Annotated in this window: 21 protein-coding genes; 17 read left to right on the top strand and 4 right to left on the bottom strand. The window is 66.2% G+C overall.

The features are described 5' to 3' along the window. Nucleotides 1-12 precede the first annotated feature (12 nt). On the bottom strand, nucleotides 13-1713 hold the full coding sequence (locus tag WCE37_RS01195) for a type IV secretory system conjugative DNA transfer family protein (protein ID WP_343277772.1): 1701 nt from the start codon (nucleotides 1711-1713) through the stop codon (nucleotides 13-15). A gap of 84 nt (nucleotides 1714-1797) precedes the next feature. On the opposite strand from WCE37_RS01195, the gene WCE37_RS01190 reads away from it, so the two are divergent. Beyond that, a complete protein-coding gene (locus WCE37_RS01190; RefSeq protein ID WP_343277771.1) occupies nucleotides 1798-2295 on the top strand; it encodes a hypothetical protein in 498 nt (165 codons plus the stop codon). On the opposite strand, the gene WCE37_RS01185 is transcribed toward WCE37_RS01190, so the two are convergent. Together WCE37_RS01185 and WCE37_RS01180 are read right to left on the bottom strand one after the other, a co-directional pair. Beyond that, entirely contained in the window at nucleotides 2288-2461 is a 174-nt protein-coding gene (locus WCE37_RS01185; RefSeq protein ID WP_343253768.1) for a DUF1328 family protein, read from the bottom strand. The genes WCE37_RS01190 and WCE37_RS01185 overlap by 8 nt on opposite strands. 76 nt (nucleotides 2462-2537) lie before the next feature. After that, a complete protein-coding gene (locus WCE37_RS01180; RefSeq protein ID WP_343277770.1) occupies nucleotides 2538-3395 on the bottom strand; it encodes a PA4780 family RIO1-like protein kinase in 858 nt (285 codons plus the stop codon). 169 nt (nucleotides 3396-3564) lie between these two features. On the opposite strand from WCE37_RS01180, the gene WCE37_RS01175 reads away from it, so the two are divergent. The 3 genes from WCE37_RS01175 to WCE37_RS01165 all read left to right on the top strand — a co-directional run bounded on the left by WCE37_RS01175 (nucleotide 3565) and on the right by WCE37_RS01165 (nucleotide 8227). Further along, nucleotides 3565-4644: a DUF4105 domain-containing protein gene (locus tag WCE37_RS01175; RefSeq protein WP_343277769.1), complete on the top strand. Its 1080-nt coding sequence runs from the start codon at nucleotides 3565-3567 to the stop codon at nucleotides 4642-4644. After that, a complete protein-coding gene (locus WCE37_RS01170) occupies nucleotides 4641-6737 on the top strand; it encodes an alpha/beta hydrolase (RefSeq protein WP_343277768.1) in 2097 nt (698 codons plus the stop codon). The genes WCE37_RS01175 and WCE37_RS01170 overlap by 4 nt, the downstream gene beginning before the upstream one ends. Nucleotides 6738-7015: 278 nt before the next feature. Further along, nucleotides 7016-8227: a site-specific integrase gene (locus tag WCE37_RS01165; protein ID WP_343277767.1), complete on the top strand. Its 1212-nt coding sequence runs from the start codon at nucleotides 7016-7018 to the stop codon at nucleotides 8225-8227. Here the strand turns inward: WCE37_RS01165 and WCE37_RS01160 are convergent. Further along, on the bottom strand, nucleotides 8224-8736 hold the full coding sequence (locus WCE37_RS01160; RefSeq protein ID WP_343277766.1) for a hypothetical protein: 513 nt from the start codon (nucleotides 8734-8736) through the stop codon (nucleotides 8224-8226). The genes WCE37_RS01165 and WCE37_RS01160 overlap by 4 nt on opposite strands. 113 nt (nucleotides 8737-8849) lie before the next feature. Here WCE37_RS01160 and WCE37_RS01155 point away from each other — a divergent pair, with 113 nt between their 5' ends. The 13 genes from WCE37_RS01155 to WCE37_RS01095 all read left to right on the top strand — a co-directional run bounded on the left by WCE37_RS01155 (nucleotide 8850) and on the right by WCE37_RS01095 (nucleotide 17079). After that, nucleotides 8850-9050 carry a helix-turn-helix domain-containing protein gene (locus tag WCE37_RS01155; RefSeq protein ID WP_343277765.1) on the top strand — a complete coding sequence of 67 codons (201 nt, stop codon included), beginning with the start codon at nucleotides 8850-8852 and terminating at the stop codon, nucleotides 9048-9050. After that, a complete protein-coding gene (locus tag WCE37_RS01150) occupies nucleotides 9047-9520 on the top strand; it encodes a hypothetical protein (protein ID WP_343277764.1) in 474 nt (157 codons plus the stop codon). The genes WCE37_RS01155 and WCE37_RS01150 overlap by 4 nt, the downstream gene beginning before the upstream one ends. Continuing rightward, nucleotides 9517-9717 (top strand): hypothetical protein, encoded by a 201-nt coding sequence (locus WCE37_RS01145; protein WP_343277763.1) that lies wholly within the window; start codon nucleotides 9517-9519, stop codon nucleotides 9715-9717. The genes WCE37_RS01150 and WCE37_RS01145 overlap by 4 nt, the downstream gene beginning before the upstream one ends. Nucleotides 9718-9811: 94 nt before the next feature. Beyond that, nucleotides 9812-10282, top strand: a complete 471-nt coding sequence (locus tag WCE37_RS01140) for a hypothetical protein (RefSeq protein WP_343277762.1) — start codon at nucleotides 9812-9814, stop codon at nucleotides 10280-10282. 302 nt (nucleotides 10283-10584) lie between these two features. Then, a complete protein-coding gene (locus tag WCE37_RS01135; RefSeq protein ID WP_343277761.1) occupies nucleotides 10585-10992 on the top strand; it encodes a hypothetical protein in 408 nt (135 codons plus the stop codon). A gap of 183 nt (nucleotides 10993-11175) precedes the next feature. Then, entirely contained in the window at nucleotides 11176-11457 is a 282-nt protein-coding gene (locus tag WCE37_RS01130; RefSeq protein WP_343277760.1) for a head-tail connector protein, read from the top strand. 70 nt (nucleotides 11458-11527) lie between these two features. After that, nucleotides 11528-12745, top strand: a complete 1218-nt coding sequence (locus WCE37_RS01125) for a phage major capsid protein (RefSeq protein WP_343277759.1) — start codon at nucleotides 11528-11530, stop codon at nucleotides 12743-12745. Further along, nucleotides 12745-13263: an HK97 family phage prohead protease gene (locus tag WCE37_RS01120; protein ID WP_343277758.1), complete on the top strand. Its 519-nt coding sequence runs from the start codon at nucleotides 12745-12747 to the stop codon at nucleotides 13261-13263. The genes WCE37_RS01125 and WCE37_RS01120 overlap by 1 nt, the downstream gene beginning before the upstream one ends. Beyond that, nucleotides 13260-14417, top strand: a complete 1158-nt coding sequence (locus tag WCE37_RS01115) for a phage portal protein (RefSeq protein ID WP_343277757.1) — start codon at nucleotides 13260-13262, stop codon at nucleotides 14415-14417. Before WCE37_RS01120 ends, WCE37_RS01115 begins: the two co-directional genes overlap by 4 nt. Further along, nucleotides 14395-14796 (top strand): HNH endonuclease, encoded by a 402-nt coding sequence (locus WCE37_RS01110; protein WP_343277756.1) that lies wholly within the window; start codon nucleotides 14395-14397, stop codon nucleotides 14794-14796. The genes WCE37_RS01115 and WCE37_RS01110 overlap by 23 nt, the downstream gene beginning before the upstream one ends. Continuing rightward, nucleotides 14793-15239: a hypothetical protein gene (locus WCE37_RS01105; RefSeq protein WP_343277755.1), complete on the top strand. Its 447-nt coding sequence runs from the start codon at nucleotides 14793-14795 to the stop codon at nucleotides 15237-15239. The genes WCE37_RS01110 and WCE37_RS01105 overlap by 4 nt, the downstream gene beginning before the upstream one ends. Next, complete coding sequence (locus WCE37_RS01100) at nucleotides 15236-16741, top strand: terminase TerL endonuclease subunit (RefSeq protein ID WP_343277754.1); 1506 nt, start codon at nucleotides 15236-15238, stop codon at nucleotides 16739-16741. Before WCE37_RS01105 ends, WCE37_RS01100 begins: the two co-directional genes overlap by 4 nt. An 11-nt stretch (nucleotides 16742-16752) precedes the next feature. Next, nucleotides 16753-17079, top strand: coding sequence for a phage head closure protein (locus WCE37_RS01095; RefSeq protein WP_343277753.1), 327 nt, complete (start codon nucleotides 16753-16755; stop codon nucleotides 17077-17079). Nucleotides 17080-17082: the final 3 nt, after the last annotated feature.

Below are 17082 nucleotides of genomic sequence, written 5' to 3'. Positions count from 1 at the left end.
CGGAAGTCGCGTTCACGGCGTCGTCAGGCTTGTGGACAGCGTCGGCAGAGCGACCGGCGGCAGCAGGCGGGAGCGGTAGCGGCCATCCGCGTAGTAGCGGATCTTGCTGCACCTGACCGGATGCGCCAGGCCTTCGCAGAACACGATCTCGCGCTTCGGGCCCATGGCCTTGAGCTCCTGCGGCAGCATCAGCGCGCGGCGCTCTTCGCTTTCGCTGCGGCTGACATCGCGCCGGCGACGGCCCCGGGTCAGGCTGCGGCGGCGCAGCGTGGTGTAGCCGAGCATCTCTGAATAGTCGTTGGCGTCCTGCTGCTCGCGCGGCGCGAACACCACCTGCATGGCGTGGTTGGTGACGATCGCACGCGCCACGTCCTTGCCATAGACCGCGTCCAGCTGCGCCATGCTCTGCACCACCGGCAGCAGGCGCAGGTTGTAGCCGGCCATGTAGGCCATGGCGGTGGCGATGATGTCGACGCGGCCGAGCGCGGTGAATTCGTCCATCAGCAGCAGGCATTGGTGGCGCAGCCCGGGATCGTCCTGCGGCAGGGTCTGCGTGTTCAGGTTGATCAGCTGGCTGAAGAACAGGTTGAGCAGCGGACGCGCCTCGGCCAGGCGGTGCGGCTGCACGCCGACGTAGATCGTCATCGGTCGGCGGCGCAGGTCGTCAAGCAGGAAATCGTTGCCGCTGGTGGCCGCGTCCAGCACTGGGTCGATCCAGGGATTGAGCGGCTCGCGGAAGCTGCCGAGGATGGATGCGAAGGTCTCCTCGGCCTGCGACAGCAGGTTGCCGAAGGCGCGTCGCGCGTGTTCACCCACGAACGGCCGCGCGGCCAGGTCCTGCAGGTGCTGCCGCGCAGGCGCGCCCTCCGACGAGGACAGCCGGAACACGTGGCCGAGGGTCGGGAACAGCTGCAGGCCCTCGGGCACGCCGTCGCGCCGCTGCGCCTCGTAATGGTCGAACAGGTACAGCGCGAAGGCCATGAACGCGCTGCGCGCCTGGCTGGTCCAGAACTTCTGTTCGGCGCCGGCATCCGGATACAGCAGGTTGGCGATGCCCTGCAGGTCGGACACCCGCTGCAGCGGTTCGGTGGACACGTACGACAGCGGATTCCACCGATGCGTGCGGCGGTCCTCGGCAAACGGGTTGAACAGGTACACGGCCTGTCCCTGCGCCGCGCGCCAGCCGCTGGTGAGCGCGAAGTTCTCCTGCTTGATGTCGAGCACCACCACCGAGCCGCGGTAGTCGAGCAGGTTGGGCACCACCACGCCCACGCCCTTGCCGGAGCGCGTGGGCGCGGCGAGCAGGACCGATTGCTGGCCGTCCAGGCGCAGCAGGCGTCCGAACCGCCGGCCGACAACGATGCCGTGGCCCGAGCGCGTGAACAGCCCCCGCCGCGCGAGCTCGAAGACATTGGCGAAGCGCGCCCTGCCGTGCATCGAACGCCGCGCCGGCCGCAGCAGCGCGAACACGGGAACGCTCGCCAGCAACAGCGGCAGGCCCATGCCGATCCCACCGGCAACGCGGATACGGCCCGCATGCGGTGCGACCCGGGGATGCTCGATGGCGCGCAGGTAGCGGAGGTACGTATCCCATCCGGCAGCCACATCGCCGATGCCGAGCAGCTGCAGCACCAGCACGCCCGAAAGCCACACACCTGCGGCCAATGCCGCGCACAGGCACGCGAGTGCCAGCGTCATCCTGATCCTGTCCATGTCACCTTCCGTGGTGTCGCCGATCTGGCTGTCGAGAGCTTAGCGTAAGCTCGATGCCTGGTCCCCGGACGAGGAGTCGCAGCGATGCAGTGGCCTGGATTCCGCGCAGACGGCAGCCTGGCGCTGCCACTCGATCCGCTGGGGCTGTTGCCGACCGACTCGCCGCAGCGCCTGCGGCTGGACGGCCAGGTGCTCGAGCGCAAGCGCGAACTGCACATGACCCTGCTCGGCCGCGACGCCGGCGATGCGCTGCGCACGCAGCTGGGTGAAGAGCGCATCCGTGCGCTGTTCGAGCCGCTTCACTGGCGTCCCCGCGGCACCGGACGGTATGCGCTGGTCCACAAGGCCAAGGAACAATGGAATGGCGAGCTGCAGGCCTGGTCGGTCATCGAACACCTGCAGGCTCCCGCCTTCGCCGAGTTCCGCCACCACCTGGCGCAGTCCAGCGGGCGCGCGCTGGACTGCGGCGTTCCCCACGTCACGCTGTACGTTGCCGGCGATCCCTACGGCATCGGGCTGCCGGATATCACGGCCTACCAGGCCTGCTTCGTGCGCGAGGTGGCCGCATCCGAGCTCATGTGACCTTCTTGTAGATGGTCATGCCGAGCACGAACAGGATCACGGCGATGATGATCGCGGCGAAGAACAGGAACTTGGCGATGCCCATGGCCGCGCCCGCGGCGCCGCCGAAGCCGAGCGCACCGGCGATGAGGCCGATGACGGCGAAGATGATGGCCCACTTGATCATGTCTGGCTCCGTCCCCCGCGGTTGCAGGGCTTGGGACGAGGCTAGGTCCGGCGCGGTGTGACCGCCGTGAAGCCGCTCAATCCTGCTCTTCGGCCGCTTCGCGTCCCTGCTGGCGGATCAGCGCCTGCTCGCGCGCATCGTTGATCGCATCGCGCACGCCGTCGATGTCGGGCACCGACTCGTCATGGACGAACACGCCGGTGAGCTCACTTTCGGGCCGCAGTTCGCCGGCCTCGAACAGCGCCCACATCTCTTCGCCGTACCAGGTATCGAGCAGCTCGGGGGCCCAGGCGCCAAGGCTTGCGGTGAGGTTGTTGACGTCGCGCAGCAGCATGCTGCGCGCGGCGTTGTTGCCGGCCGCACTGACCACCTGCGGGAAGTCGATCAGCACCGGGCCGTCGGGTGCCACCAGCACGTTGTATTCCGACAGGTCACCGTGGATCAGGCCGGCGCACAGCATCTTCACCACCTGCCGCACCAGGAAGCGGTGGAAGCCCCGGGCCTGGTCCGCCGACAGCTCCACTTCGCCCAGGCGCGGCGCGGACCGGCCGTCGGCGTCCACCACCAGCTCCATCACCAGCACGCCGTGGTAGTAGCCGTGGGGCTCGGGCACGCGCACGCCGGCATCGCGCAGCGCGTACAGCGCTTCGACCTCGGTGTTCTTCCACTCCGCTTCCTGCTGCTTGCGGCCGTACTTCGTGGCCTTGCCGATCGCGCGCGCCTCGCGGCTGCCGCGGACCTTGCGTCCCTCCTGGTACTGCACGCGCTGCTGGAAGCTGCGGTGCGCCATGTCCTTGTAGACCTTCGCGCAGCGCACGTCATCGCCTGAGCGGACCACGTAGACCGCAGCCTCCTTGCCGCTTTTCAGCGGCCGCATCACTTCGTCGATCACGCCGTCGTCGATCAGCGCTTGCAGGCCACCCGGGGTCTTCATGACGCGCAGGAATCTCGTTTGAATGACCGCGCAGTCAATCATGCGCGGCGCCCGGGCGCCACTCCGACGCGGCCGGCCAGGCCATCGCCGGGCGATGCCTGCAGGTCCGCTGCGGTCCCTTCCCGCGCGGCAGGGTACCCTTCCGCGTTCCCTCCGGCCCGTGGTTCCGATGCCCGAACACGCCTTCCGCGAATACGCGCGCCAGCGCCGCCCCTGGCTGACATGCATCGGAAGGTCGCTGCTGGCCGTAGCCTTGGCCGCGGCCATCGGCTGGGGCGCCCTCCTGCTGGCCTATCAGCTGCCGGGGCCCGGGATATTGCGCGGCATCGTGGTCGCCGCCTGGTCGCTGCTCGGAATCGCGGCCATCGCCTCGCTCGCGGGCCGGCGCCTGCGCCCCGCCCGCGGCCTGCTGCTGGCGGCGTTCGCCCTGGGACTGGCGGGGCTGCTCGCCTGGTGGGCCAGCCTCGCGCCCTCCCACGATCGCGACTGGGCCGATGACGTCGCGCGGCTGCTCGAAGCCGAGGTGCATGGCGACACCGTGCTGCTGCACAACGTGCGCAATTTCGAATGGCGCACCGAAGAGGACTACACGCCGCACTGGGAAACGCGGCGCTACGACCTCGCTGGATTGGCCAGCGCGGACCTGGTGATGTCGTACTGGATGGGGCCGCACATTGCCCACACCCTGGTCTCGTTCGGCTTCGAAGACGGCAGCCGGGTGGTGTTCTCGCTGGAGATCCGCAAGGAGCGCCACGAATCGTTCTCCGCGCTGGGTGGCTTCTTCCGCAGGTTCGAGCAGGTGCTGGTAGCCGCGGACGAGCGCGACATCGTGCGAACGCGCAGCAACGCACGCGGCGAAGACGTGTACCTGTACCGGCTGGACGTTCCGCGCGAAGCGCTGCGCGCCATGTTCCTCGGCTACGTCGCCGAGGCCGGCGAACTGCAGGAGCGGCCCGCCTTCTACAATTCCCTGACCAGCAACTGCACGACCATCATCTTCAAGATCGCACGCCACATCGCCCCGGGACTTCCGATGGACTATCGCCTGCTGCTGTCGGGACACTTCGCCAGCTACGCCCATGACCAGGGCGCACTGGTGCCCGGCCACGACTTCGCCGAGCTGGAGGCGCGCGGGTACATCAACCCGCGCGCCCTGCGCGTTCCGGCGGATGCGCCGGATCCGCAGGCGTTCTCGCGGGCCATCCGGCAGCAGGTGCCCGGCGTCACGGCGGCGGAGCTGTCGCAATGACCGTCATGCATCGCAGGGCCCCCGCGACGAGCCCCGCGCACCGTGCAGTTCGCGCGCTGGCGCTGGCCAGCTGCCTGCTGCTGCTCGGCGGCTGCGCGATCCTGAAGGAGTTCGCGCCGCGCGTGGAGGCCCAGCAGCTGGGCCCCGGCGAGTACATCGCCATCAAGCGCAGCGACATCCTCACCACCGATGAACTCAGCCCGGCGACCCAGGCAGCACTGCGCGTCGCCGGCCTCGACGACAACGCCTGCCTGGAACCGCCCGCGCCCGCCTGCATGGCCGCATTGGCACAGGTGCAGGGCCTGACCGACGAGCGTCGCCTGGCGTCGCTGGCCGAACTCTGGACGCAGCAGGCCATCGCGCTGACGCCGGCGGGCCCGGTGCCCGCCGCCGACGCCCAGATCGACGCCTGGCTGGAAGCCGCGCGCCACGCCTACGCCTACCTGTTCTTCAGCGAGCGCGCGCCCGGCGAACGCGCCTTCGAGGATCGCCAGACCCAGGTGCGCGATTACTACAACTACGCCGTGCAGCAGGCGGCGTCGGGCCTGTTCCAGCGCTGGCAGGTGTTGCACACGGACAATGCCGCGGCAGGCGATGCCGCAGACAGCAGCACCGGCACCAATGCCGAAGGTCGCGCTGACGCTGATGCCGTCCTGTCGATCGCTGGCTGGACCATCAGCAACGACATGTCCGGCGTGCGCATGCCCGAAGGGGTGGAGCTGCCGAGGGAGCTGGTGCCCGCATCGTCGATTTCCTTCGCCGGGCTGCACAGCATCTACCGGCGTGACGGCTTTGGCGCCGAAATGGTTGCGGTGATGGGCGACGACCCGGTGACCACGGCGGCGACGCCAGTACAGGTCCCGGATCCGGCCTCAATCGAGCGCAACCGCGGCGACGGGCCGGATCGTCGGCGCGCAAACCGCCCCCGCCCCTACAGCGAGATGCCCTCGCCGACCCTCACCCTGCTGATCCGCTTCCCGGGCGACGACCTGGCGAGCGTGCTGTCGACGCCGGAGCTGCTCATCAGCGGCCACGATCCATATGTCGAAGAGGCGATCGACCTGCACGGTCTGCGCGTGCCCCTTTCAGCCAATTACAGCGCCGGCTACGGCCTGTGGCTGGCCCGCTCCGGCTTCAACCGGCAGTCGCTGCAAACCCTGTTCGGCCGTGAACAGGGCATCACCCGGCCGCACCTCTATCTGATGCAGCCTTACGACCCCGACCGCCGGATCCTGCTGATGATCCACGGCCTGGCAAGCAGCCCCGAGGCCTGGGTGAACGTCGCCAATGAAGTGCTGGGCGACGACGTGCTGCGCCGCGAATTCCAGATCTGGCAGGTCTACTACCCCACCAACATGCCGCTGGTGCTCAACCAGTCCGCGATCCGCCGCATCATCGTGGACGCGATGCAGCATTTCGATCCCGAAGGCAGCGCGCGCGCCTCGCATGGCACGGTATTGATCGGCCACAGCATGGGCGGCGTGCTGTCGCGACTGCTGGTGTCCTCGGCCGACGACCAGCTGTGGACCTGGCTGCAGCAGAACTACGAGCTCGATGACGGCCGCCTGGAGCGCGCCGGCCCGAGGCTGGACAGGATGCTGCGCTTCGAACCGCTGCCGAGCGTGGGGCGCGTGGTGTTCATCGCCTCGCCGCATCGCGGCACGAAGGTGGCCGGGAACCGTCTGGGGCGCCTCATAGGGAAGCTGGTCCGGCTGCCGCTGACGGTGCTGGAGGAGGTGGGCGAACTCCTGGTCGGGGACGACGGAACGGCGGAGCCGATCGCGCTGCCCAACAGCATCGAGAATCTCAGCGAAAACGACCCCTTCGTCCGCGCCGCCGCCGACCTGCCGATATCGCCCAGGGTGCAGTACCACAGCATCATCGCGCAGGCCGACCCGACTGTGCCGCTCGAGGAATCTGATGACGGGCTGGTGCCCTACCCCAGCGCGCACCTGCCCGGCGCGCTGTCGGAGAAAGTGATCATTGGCGGGCACAGCATCCAGGAATCCGCGCCTGCGATCCTGGAGATCAGGCGGATCCTGCATCGGGATATCAGGGAGGTTACCGGCCCGCTGGACGCCGGCGGCGACTGAGCACCGGCCTTGGGCACCAGGCCGTTGGTCGCCTTGCAACGGACACGAAAAACCCGGCGCAGTGGCCGGGTTTCGTTCCTTCGTCACTTAATCCCGTTGGTTCAAGGTCTTAAGTGGTGGGCGGTGAGGGTTTCGAACCCCCGACCCCTACCATGTCAACGTGATTTTAGAGCCTTTCGGATCAAGCATCTACACCTAAGCCATTGAATTGATTGTCCCGTTGCGTCCTGTCGGATAGGGGGATATTGTCCGGTTTGCACTTACGGATGCACTTACGGATGAAAGCCAAGCTATCCCCCAAGGTCGCCAGCGATGCAATGCCGAAGGCGAAGCCCTACGAGATTCACGATACCGACCTGCGCGGCCTGCTGCTGCGGGTGCAACCTTCGGGCGTGAAGTCATTCGTAGTGAGCTGGGGACGCGGCAAGCGCCGAACGCTGGGCCGCTATCCGGTGATGACCGTGGCAGGCGCCCGTAGAGCCGCCCTGGCGGCGTTGGCAGAGTCGGCGGCGCACGGGGCACCCTTGGCCGTCCTGGAGGCGTCCAAGCCCAAGCCGGACACGCTAGGGGCATTCATCGCGGAGCACTACGCACCTTGGGCCAAGGCCAACCAGAAAGCCGGGGCCGAGACGGTGGCGGCGATCAAGTCCGTGTTCGGCGCGTTGTATGACCGTCCCCTGCCGAGCCTGTCCGCCTTCGACTTCGAGCGGATCAAGGCGAAGCGGCTGAAGGACGGTATCCGCCCCGCCACCGTCAACCGTGACCTGTCCCGCATCCGTGGCGCACTCTCCCGCGCCGTCGATTGGGGGATGCTGTCAGACCATCCCCTGAAGACCGTCAAACAAGCCAAGGGAGCCGACGAAGGCCGCGTGCGGTATCTGTCGCCCCAAGAGGACAAGCGCCTTAGAGACGCGCTGGTGCAGCGTGAGGCGATGCGTAGGGCGAGCCGGGAACGGCACAATGCATGGCACGCCGCGCGGGGCACCGCAGGGCATCCCGTGTGGCCCGCCGAGGGCTACACCGATCACCTGATGCCGCTGGTGCTGTTGGCGCTCAATACCGGGATGCGCCGGGGCGAGCTGCTGAGTCTGGATTGGGCGAGCGTGAACCTGCCAGCCAATCTGTTGACCGTCACCGCCGGCAACGCGAAGTCACGCAAGGCGCGACATATTCCGCTGAACGCCGAAGCCTTGGACGTGCTGACCCGCTGGAAGAAACAAGGCAAGGGCGCGGGACTGGTGTTCCCCTCCCCTTCCGGTGCGCGCATGGGGAATATCAATTCAAGCTGGGAGTCCCTATGCGAGTTGGCGAAGCTGCCCGCCTTCCGGTTCCACGACTTGCGGCACGACTTCGCATCGAAGCTGGTGATGGCCGGCGTGGACTTGAACACAGTCCGGGAGCTGCTAGGCCATGCCGACATCCGCATGACCCTGCGCTATGCGCACCTGGCGCCGCACAAGCTGGCAGACGCGGTGGCGAAGCTGGGTTAGAACGGCAACACCATCGAGCTAGCCCCGGCGCTCTCCAGCTCCTTTTCACTTATCGCGCGAAACTTTCCGTCTTCAAGAATCTCTTGGACGATGTGAGCGAATGCGAGCGGATCTTCGATGTCCACGAGGTTGCTGCCATCGCGAACCGCACCGGGGTTGTACCAGAGCTGCTCGGTCATGTGCATGATCCGGTACTTCTGAGTCTCTTCGAACGTGGCAAGCCTCGGCGCGTACGCGCAGATATTCGCAAGCATCTTGTTGGGGTCAACGTCCCAGACGCGGTGAGTTAGGTCAAAGAAAGTCCACGCCCCCGGCAGGGCTATATCGACCTCGGTCTCGCGTAGCACGCGCTCCACGCACCACTCAACGGTGCCGGAAATACTCCGATGCTGATCACGGGCTGCCAGCTCCAACGCAAATTTCAGCCTAGGGTCTAAGCGCAGCCCCAGGGTCTCGGTGCGCGTGGCTGCCGGCTTCTTCGACGCGCCAGCCTTCTTCTTTACGGCCATTGTTTCGACTCCTTCGTTCTGAGCGATCGTACTTGTTTTCCCTGCCGCGTGTGGTAGTGTGCTGCTGTGTCCAACACTCGTACGCCAGACGCACACTCGCTAAAGGATTAAACATGACCACAAATCAGCAGCTTAGCTACACCGTCGACGGTGCCGTCCGGGCCACCGGCCTGACCCGGACCCGCCTGTATGCCGCAATCGGTGAAGGCTCCCTCCGGTCCTTCAAGGACGGTCGGCGCCGGATGATTTCCGCCAAGGCCCTGGAAGAGTTCATCACCAAGCTGGAGCGCGACAGCGCCCGGAGGGTGGCATGAACCGCGACGCCATCCTGAAGACCGTCGACGAGGCCGCACGCATCCTTTACGTCCGCGCTGAGTCCCCGGCAGACGAGAAGCTGGCGCAAGCCCTGCTAGACGTGCATGGGGAGCTGAAGGGGCAGCAGGACGCACCGGAGGCCATCACCACGCTGGAGAGTGAACAGCAGTGGGCCGAGTCTCCCCTCCCCCTTGGCGTCGCCAACCGGCTGAAGGCGGTCGACAACTGTCTAGACGCCATCGGCACGATTGCCGACATGCTGCTGAAAGACGCGCTAGGCAAGGCGGACAAGCGGGGCAGCGGGGCCGCCTTCGAAGGGTTGTCGACCTGCGAGGTATGGGGTTTGCGCGTCGCGCTCCAGGAGCTGCACCGGCGCGCAGAACAGCATTTGGGCGAAGTGGCTGATCCGTCCGACGGCTGCCACGACACGCGCCCTGCCAACCGCAGGGAACGGGAGGTGACGGCATGACCGCCGCCCGTGCCTGCACCCGCGAAGAGGTGGAAGTTCTGCACCTGTATCGCACGGCAGACGCCAAGGGGAAAGACCGGCTGGTGAAGACGGCAATCCTGGCGATCCAAGGGCGCTTGTCGAGTCTGGAGGAAGTCCAGGCGATGGGGCCGCACAAGCTGCGCGCCCTTGTCGATTCAATGCAGGTCGACCAATAAGCGAAACCCCAAGCGTTGGCGCGCTCGGGGCTTCAGGTGCAATCGGACTAGGAATGCGGGGCCAGTGTAAGGCTGGCCCCGTCAAGGGACAAGCATGGGCAAAAAGAAAGACAACCGATGGAATGACATTGACGGCGGTGCTGCGTTTGTGATGCCGCTAACGTTGTTGCGGCATCCCAACTTCACCCGGCTGAGTCCGTGGGCCGTGAAGCTGGTCATCGACCTTGCGAGGCAATACACCGGCTTCAACAACGGCTACCTGTGCGCGTCCCGAACGCTGATGAAGGAATGCGGCTGGCGTTCGTCGGCCCAACTCCACAACGCCATGGCGGAGCTGGAGCACTACAGGATCATCGTCCGGACCCGCCAAGGGGGAAGGAACCGGGCAAGTCTCCATGCACTAACCTGGAGGCGCATCGACGACAAGCCGAACAACCCCCTAGACGTTGGCCCTGCTATCCGGCCCACGGATGAGTGGAAGGAAGACCGTCCGGAATTTGTCCGCACGACCGGCACCCGGAAGGCGAGCAAGGCGACCCGTCGCCACCTGAAGGTGGTGGCATGAAAACAGTTTGCCTTGTCCGCCCCGCGCACACTTGTTGTCCGCCCCGTGAACCAGTCCGGCTACACGTTGTCCGCCCCGAAGACACTGAAACTGTGACTGGTCCGCCCTGTGAACCAGTCAGGGCCACTTTTGGGCCTTCTGTTGTCCGCCCCTTGAACACCTTAAAAGCTTTACCAGGTACAAGGGCTGTTTGTGGAGGGCACGAATACAAGCCCTTAGACGCGGGCGGCCCAAAACGACCGCACGAAACCGACACGAAACCCGCTGGGTTTCCTGTTGACCGTCTGAGTCACAAGGCCCTGTTGCGGGAGCTGGTAGACCGCTGCATCGCTGGTGACTGCGACAACACGACGGCGGCCAAGTTGTTGATGATGCGGCGCGCTGTCTTCGATGAGTACATCCGACTTGCCCGAGCTGAGCGCCTGGGCCTGCGTCGGCTGCAAGGTGCCTTCTACGCTGCCTTCCCCGAGTGCGACCCGCGCCAAGCGGTGACGGCCCGAAGCTGGCCTGAGAGGAAGGCGGATGACCTGTTCCGGGAACCCGTGGCCGCGCCCTGCGTGACCTACTCCGCAGCGGAGGCGGAACACCTGCCGGCAGCGCAGCCGCACCTGTTGATGCCGGACGTGGAAAACGAGGTTATTAGTTATAATACTAATGAACAGTTGGAAGCGGGCGCGCTGGATTTTTCCGGCCCCGATTCACTGTTCTGACCCTTGGCGGGGATCACTTCCGGACTAGCGTCCGCGTCACGAAATTCAGCCGGTCGCCCATGCCGGCTAATCGCGTGCCTGCCGTGTCAGAGCAGGCAACCCCGCCAGCCCGTCTGAGGCTTAGAAGACACCGCGCGCCCCCGGTATATGGGGCGCTCTTTTTTTGAGGCCCAAGGACACCGCATGACCATTGCCACCATCTTTGAGTTCAGGGACTTCCTGCGCATCGTCGGCAGCGACCTGGACCCCACGCTAGACCTTGCGCTGCGTTCCGCCAGTGCCGAGGTTCGGCATTACCTGGGCTTCGATCCAGAGGAACCCGACCCGGACATGGTCATCGCGTGCTGCCTGTTGGCGCAGACGCATGTGGACGCCGGAAGCCCGGACGACCAGAACCACCGCAGAGAGGCAGCGCATCGCCTGCTGCGACCCCATCGACTGGATACCGGCATTGCCGGCGCCTGAGTCGCACCCCGCACCACCTACCACGGCCCCGAAAGGGGCTTTTTTCATTTCTAGCTAGAGGAAACACCGCATGTCCCTGAAGTCGATTCGTGAGGCGAAAGCCGCCAAGACCGCCGAAGCCCGCGCCCTGCTGAGCAAGGCCGAAACCGAAAACCGCAACCTGACCACCGAAGAGGCCGCCGGCTTCGACGCGATCAAGGCTGACATTGAGAACCTGGAGGCGTCCGAGCGCCGGCAGCAGTTCCTTGATGAGTCCGAACGCCGCGCCGTGGGCACCATCGTTACCGGCAACGGCGAGACGATGGCCGACCTGGAAAGCCGCGTGTCCCTGCTGTCCGTGCTGCGTGCCGGCATGGAAGGCCGCGCCCTGTCCGGTGCCGAAGCCGAGATGCATTCGGAGCTGGAGCGTCGCCACGGCAAGGGCAAGCACGGCGGCATCCTTGTTCCGCTGGCTGCCTTCGAGCGTCGCGCGCCGAACACCACCGCGACCGCCCCGGAGCTGGTGGGCACCGACCACCGCGCCGACCAGTTCATCGGCCCGCTGCGTAACTCGGTCCTGGTGCAGCGCCTTGGCGTGCGCACCCTGTCGGGCCTGGTGGGCAATGTGTCCATTCCGAAGCACGCCGCTGGCCTGTCGGCGGGCTGGGTCGCAGAGGGCGCGGCCCTGAGCGAGAGCGAGATGGAGTTCGATTCCGTCACCCTGTCGCCCAAGCACGTTGGCGGCATCGCGGAGATGAGCCGCCAGCTTATCCAGCAGAGCGCCCCGGCTATCGAGGGGCTGGTGCGCGACGACCTGAGCTTTGCGGTCGCGGCTGCGGTGGATGCCGCCATCATCGCGGGCACCGGCCTTGCGGGGCAGCCGCTGGGCATCATCGGTCGCGCGGGCGTGCAGGAAGCCGATATGCCGGCGACCTGGGCCGACGTGCTGGACATTGAGCAGCTTCTCGCTGCCGTCAACGTCAACCCGACCGGCTGGTACACGTCGCCTGCCGTCATGACTGCACTCCGCAAGGTGCTGAAGTCGGCCAGTGCCGGTTCGGACTACATCGCCACCGGGTCGAGCATTGGCGACCTGCCGGCTGCATCGTCCAACGCGGCCCCGGCTTCAACCGCCATCCTTGGCGATTGGTCGCAGGTGCTGCTGGGGCAGTGGGGCGCGGTCGAGCTGCTGGTGAACCCGTACGCCGAGGTGCCCTACCGTCGCGGTGGCGTGCTGGTCCGTGCGTTCAGCACCGTAGACGTTGCGGTGCGACACGAGCAGGCGTTTGTCGTGGCGACTCCCGCCTGATGAACGTCGAGCGCCGATTTGCAACCGGTGCGACCGTGGAGGGCCGCCAGCTTGTCGGGCTGGCGGCCCCCTTTGGATCGCAGACTCGAATTGCAGACTTCCGGGAAGTGATCGCGCCCGGAGCCTTCACCCGCACGCTGTCCGAAAACCGGGACATTCTCGCCCTGGTAGATCACGACGCCGGCAAGGTGCTAGGTCGCACCCGCAGCGGCACGCTAGAGCTGCGCGAGGCCGAAGGTGGGCTTGCCTACCGCATCACGCTGCCGGACACGACAACCGGCAATGACCTGCGCGCCCTTGCGGAGCGTGGCGACCTTGGCGGTGTGTCTATGGGATTCGTCGCAACCCGCGATAGCTGGGACGGCGAGCTGCGGACCTTGCACGAGGTCGAGCTTCACGAGATTTCCATTGTCCAGGCGCACGCGGCCTACCCGACGACCACCGTTTCGCTGCGCAGCCGAGGCAATGGCGGCTTGCGTAACGACCCCCGTTTCCGCTGGCTGGAGCTGCAACCTTGAAACTCCCTTGGAAGCGCGAGAAACGCGCAACGCCGGACCCGTCCTGGGCCGCACTGATTGACCGAGGCACCGTGAGTGCGTCCGGGCAGTATGTGGACAGTAAGACGGCGGAGAGCATCGCCACGGTTCATGCCGCTGTGAACCTGATCGCGGGCACCGTCGCCAGCCTGCCGCTGCACCTGTTCCAGCGCGGCGACAACGGCGACCGGACCCGCGCCACGCTGCACCCGCTGTATCGCGTGCTGCACGACTCGCCAAACGAGTTTCAGACCGCGTTGGAGTTCCGGGAGCAGCTACAAGCGCACGTCCTGCTGTGGGGCAATGCGTATGCGGAGATCCACCGCGACGCCGCCGACACGGTAACGGCCCTGACCCCGATTCACCCGCGCGACGTGACCATCGTGAAGCTGCCGTCCGGGCGTATCCGGTATGACGTGGCTGAAGGCGGCGAGCTGCGCCGACTGTTGGCAGGGGAAGTCCTACACCTGCGTGACCGTTCGGATGACGGGATCGTGGGTAAGTCCCGCATCACCACCGCGCGGGAAATGTTAGGCGGCATCCTGGCATCGCAAGAGCATGGCAACCGGACCTTTGCCAACGGCGCGCGGCTGTCTGGCGTGCTGAAGACCCCGCACGTATTGGACGGGGGAAGCGCAGAGCGCATCGGCACAAGCTGGCGGGAACAGTTCGGCGGCGCTGCCAACGCGGGCAAGGTCGCAGTCCTGGAGAACGGCCTGGAGTTTCAGCCGCTGAGCATGACTAACGAGGATGCGCAGTGGCTTGCGTCCCGGCAGTTCAGCGTGGAGGAAGTCGCGCGCCTGTTCAACGTGCCGCCTGTCCTGTTGGGCGACCTGCGCCATGCCAACTTCAGTAACAGCGTCGAGATGATGCGGCACTTCGTGACCGTCACCCTGCGCCCGTGGCTCACGCGATGGGAGCAGGCGCTAGAGCACGCGCTGCTAGGACCGATCGCACGCAAGCGGTACTTCGTAGAGTTCAGCGCGGAAGGGCTGCTGAGAGGCGATGCCAAGAACCGAGCCGAGTTCTACAAGTCGGGCATTGATGCCGGATGGATGCTGCGCAGCGAAGCGCGACGCCTGGAGAACCTGCCGACCATTGAGGGGATAGACGATGAGCGACAAGACAGCGAGTGACCGCCAGCGCCGCCGCTTCCTGCATACCGGTTCCGCGCAGTGGCGAGCAATCCGCAGCGCGCAGCTAGACCATTCCCCGCTGTGTGAGGACTGCTACCGCGACGGCATCGCAACCGTCGCGCGTGAGGTAGATCACAACACCGGAGACACCGCACGGAACACGGTCGGAGTGGAGCTGTCGAGCCTGTGCAAGCCCTGCCATAGCAGCCGCACCGCACGCCGAGAGCGTGGCCTGCCAACCGTCATTGGATGCGACGTGGACGGCTGGCCGCTTGACCCGGCGCACCCGTGGAACCGCGAGGCGAAAAATCGCCACGAAGCTGGCCCGCTTGGCACGTCGCCCAAGCTTTCATTTATCGCTAAGGACAAGACCGAATGAGACAGACCCGGAGCGATAGCGCCACGGCTGCCGTACAAGCTGCCCAGAACGCCGCACAAGCGCCGCTTAGCCCGCCTGACCATGTGACCCTGCCGACTGGCGCGCTGCCCTTCTGGGGCGCGCTGGTGGCGAATAGGCCGCGCCACAAGTGGAACGATGCTGACCTTGCCACTGCGGCCATGTTGGCGCGTGCGCAATTCGACGTAGAGCGCCACGAGCGGGCCATCACGGAGGAAGGCGACATTGTGGACGGCAAGGCGAATCCCCGGCTGGCGCTGGTGGACAAGCTGGCCCGTCGCATCGTCATGCTGGCCCGCCTGTTGCACGTCCACCCCGAGGCGACGCAGGGCAGAGCACGCGAGCAAGGCAACGGCCTGGAGCTGGAGCGGGAAGCCGCCGCCGATCATGATCCGCTGATTCCCCGGCTGCGGTCCGTATCGTGACCCGTGCCGAGGCCGTCTGCCAGTTCATCAGGCGCTACTGCGTCACGCCGGACGGGGCGCAAGTAGGGCAGCCGCTGGTGTTGGCTGAGTTCCAAAAGGAGTTCATCCGGGCTGTCTATGACAACCCGCACGGCACCCGGCGCGCGTACCTGTCCGTGAGCCGAAAGAATGGGAAGTCCGGTTTGGTGGCCGCGCTGCTGTTGGCGCACCTGGTCGGACCCGAGGCGAAACAGAACGCGCAGCTGGTATCCGGTGCCATGAGCCGGGAGCAGGCGGCAATCGTCTTCCGGGCTGCGTCGCAGATGGTGCAGCTGTCCCCGAAGCTGTCCGGCATCGTGCGCATCGTGCCGAGCGGCAAGCGCCTAATCGGCCTGCCGTTGAATACCGAGTTCCGGGCACTGGCTGCCGAGGGTAAGACCGCACACGGCCTGTCCCCGGTCCTGGCGATTCTGGATGAAGTCGGGCAGGTGCGCGGTCCGCAGTCTGACTTTGTGGATGCCATTGTGACTTCGCAGGGCGCGCACGCGGACCCGCTGCTGTTGGTAATCAGCACGCAAGCGGCATCCGACGCTGACCTGTTGAGCGTATGGCTAGACGACGCCGCCGCCAGTAACGACCCGCGCATCGTGTCGCACGTCTACGCCGCGCCCGAGGGCTGCGACCTGTTGGATGAAACCGCATGGCAGGCCGCGAACCCGGCGCTGGGGATCTTCCGCAGCCGCGACGACCTAGCCGAGCAAATGAAGCAGGCGCAGCGGATGCCGAGTGCCGAGAACATGGCAAGGAACCTGCTGCTAAATCAGCGCGTATCGACCGAATCGCCGTTTGTGTCCCCGTCGGTCTGGGGCGCCTGCGGTGGCGAGGTGGCCGCGTTCCACGGCCCCGTGTTCGCTGGCCTGGACCTGTCCGCGCGAACCGACCTGACTGCCCTTGTCCTGGTCGGGCAGGTGGACGGTGTATGGCAGGTGCAGCCGCACTTCTGGACCCCTTCGCAGGGGCTGGCAGACCGCGCACGCCGCGACCGTTCGGACTATGAGACCTGGCACCGGCAAGGCTTCCTGCACACGACCCCCGGCGCGTCCGTCGACTACGCCCATGTAGCGGCGGACATTGCCGAGATTGTGGCGGACTTGGACCTGCGGGCGGTGGCGTTCGACCGCTGGCGCATGGACGTAATGCAAACCGAGCTAGACCGGCTGGGCATCGTCCTGCCGCTGGTCCCGTTCGGGCAGGGCTTCAAGGATATGAGTCCGGCCCTGGACTCGCTGGAAGTCGAGCTGCTGAACCATCGCATCGCACATGGCGGCCATCCGGTCCTGACCATGTGCGCCGCTAACGCGACCGTGACCCGCGACCCTGCCGGCAATCGCAAGCTGGACAAGCAACGGGCTACCGGGCGCATCGACGGCATGGTCGCCCTTGCAATGGCCCTAGGAGCCGCGCAGAGCGCCGACGCGCCGATCCCTGACCCTTACGCCGCACGCGGCCTGTTAATCATCTAGGAGGCCATACCGTGGCATTTCAAGCGCAAGAGCTGGCGCACAAAGTGACGTTCGACCGAAAGCAGGAAGTGATCGACCCGGTGACGGGCTACCGCACGGAAGAATGGGTGCAGGTAGCGGAGGCATACGCGCGCGTCGATCCCATGCTAGGCCGGGAGCGGCTGGCGGCGCTGGCAGTCCGGGAACATGCGGAAACCAAGTTCACCATGCGCTACCTGACCGGCATAACGACTCACGACCGCCTGAAGTGGAACGGCGAGGCTTGGAACGTTCAGAGCATCGTCAACGTCGGCGGACGCAATCGGGAAACGCTGATCTACGCGACCCGCACCACATAGCGC

The organism is Luteimonas sp. MJ250, assembly GCF_039548455.1.
In the GTDB taxonomy this organism is placed as follows: Bacteria; Pseudomonadota; Gammaproteobacteria; order Xanthomonadales; family Xanthomonadaceae; genus Luteimonas.
Note: the sequence above shows the minus strand (reverse complement) of the source record. Positions and strands in the feature narration are given on the sequence as shown.

Excerpts from the sequence above, each read along its gene's own strand:
- WCE37_RS01180 (WP_343277770.1), bottom strand. The coding sequence starts at position 3,395 with ATGAAGACCCCGGGTGGCCTGCAAGCGCTGATCGACGACGGCGTGATC.
- WCE37_RS01145 (WP_343277763.1), top strand. The coding sequence starts at position 9,517 with ATGACCGCCGCCCGTGCCTGCACCCGCGAAGAGGTGGAAGTTCTGCAC.
- WCE37_RS01140 (WP_343277762.1), top strand. The coding sequence starts at position 9,812 with ATGGGCAAAAAGAAAGACAACCGATGGAATGACATTGACGGCGGTGCT.
- WCE37_RS01185 (WP_343253768.1), bottom strand. The coding sequence starts at position 2,461 with ATGATCAAGTGGGCCATCATCTTCGCCGTCATCGGCCTCATCGCCGGT.
- WCE37_RS01150 (WP_343277764.1), top strand. The coding sequence starts at position 9,047 with ATGAACCGCGACGCCATCCTGAAGACCGTCGACGAGGCCGCACGCATC.
- WCE37_RS01175 (WP_343277769.1), top strand. The coding sequence starts at position 3,565 with ATGCCCGAACACGCCTTCCGCGAATACGCGCGCCAGCGCCGCCCCTGG.
- WCE37_RS01110 (WP_343277756.1), top strand. The coding sequence starts at position 14,395 with ATGAGCGACAAGACAGCGAGTGACCGCCAGCGCCGCCGCTTCCTGCAT.
- WCE37_RS01120 (WP_343277758.1), top strand. The coding sequence starts at position 12,745 with ATGAACGTCGAGCGCCGATTTGCAACCGGTGCGACCGTGGAGGGCCGC.
- WCE37_RS01165 (WP_343277767.1), top strand. The coding sequence starts at position 7,016 with ATGAAAGCCAAGCTATCCCCCAAGGTCGCCAGCGATGCAATGCCGAAG.
- WCE37_RS01195 (WP_343277772.1), bottom strand. The coding sequence starts at position 1,713 with ATGGACAGGATCAGGATGACGCTGGCACTCGCGTGCCTGTGCGCGGCA.
- WCE37_RS01155 (WP_343277765.1), top strand. The coding sequence starts at position 8,850 with ATGACCACAAATCAGCAGCTTAGCTACACCGTCGACGGTGCCGTCCGG.
- WCE37_RS01130 (WP_343277760.1), top strand. The coding sequence starts at position 11,176 with ATGACCATTGCCACCATCTTTGAGTTCAGGGACTTCCTGCGCATCGTC.
- WCE37_RS01125 (WP_343277759.1), top strand. The coding sequence starts at position 11,528 with ATGTCCCTGAAGTCGATTCGTGAGGCGAAAGCCGCCAAGACCGCCGAA.
- WCE37_RS01170 (WP_343277768.1), top strand. The coding sequence starts at position 4,641 with ATGACCGTCATGCATCGCAGGGCCCCCGCGACGAGCCCCGCGCACCGT.
- WCE37_RS01105 (WP_343277755.1), top strand. The coding sequence starts at position 14,793 with ATGAGACAGACCCGGAGCGATAGCGCCACGGCTGCCGTACAAGCTGCC.
- WCE37_RS01160 (WP_343277766.1), bottom strand. The coding sequence starts at position 8,736 with ATGGCCGTAAAGAAGAAGGCTGGCGCGTCGAAGAAGCCGGCAGCCACG.
- WCE37_RS01190 (WP_343277771.1), top strand. The coding sequence starts at position 1,798 with ATGCAGTGGCCTGGATTCCGCGCAGACGGCAGCCTGGCGCTGCCACTC.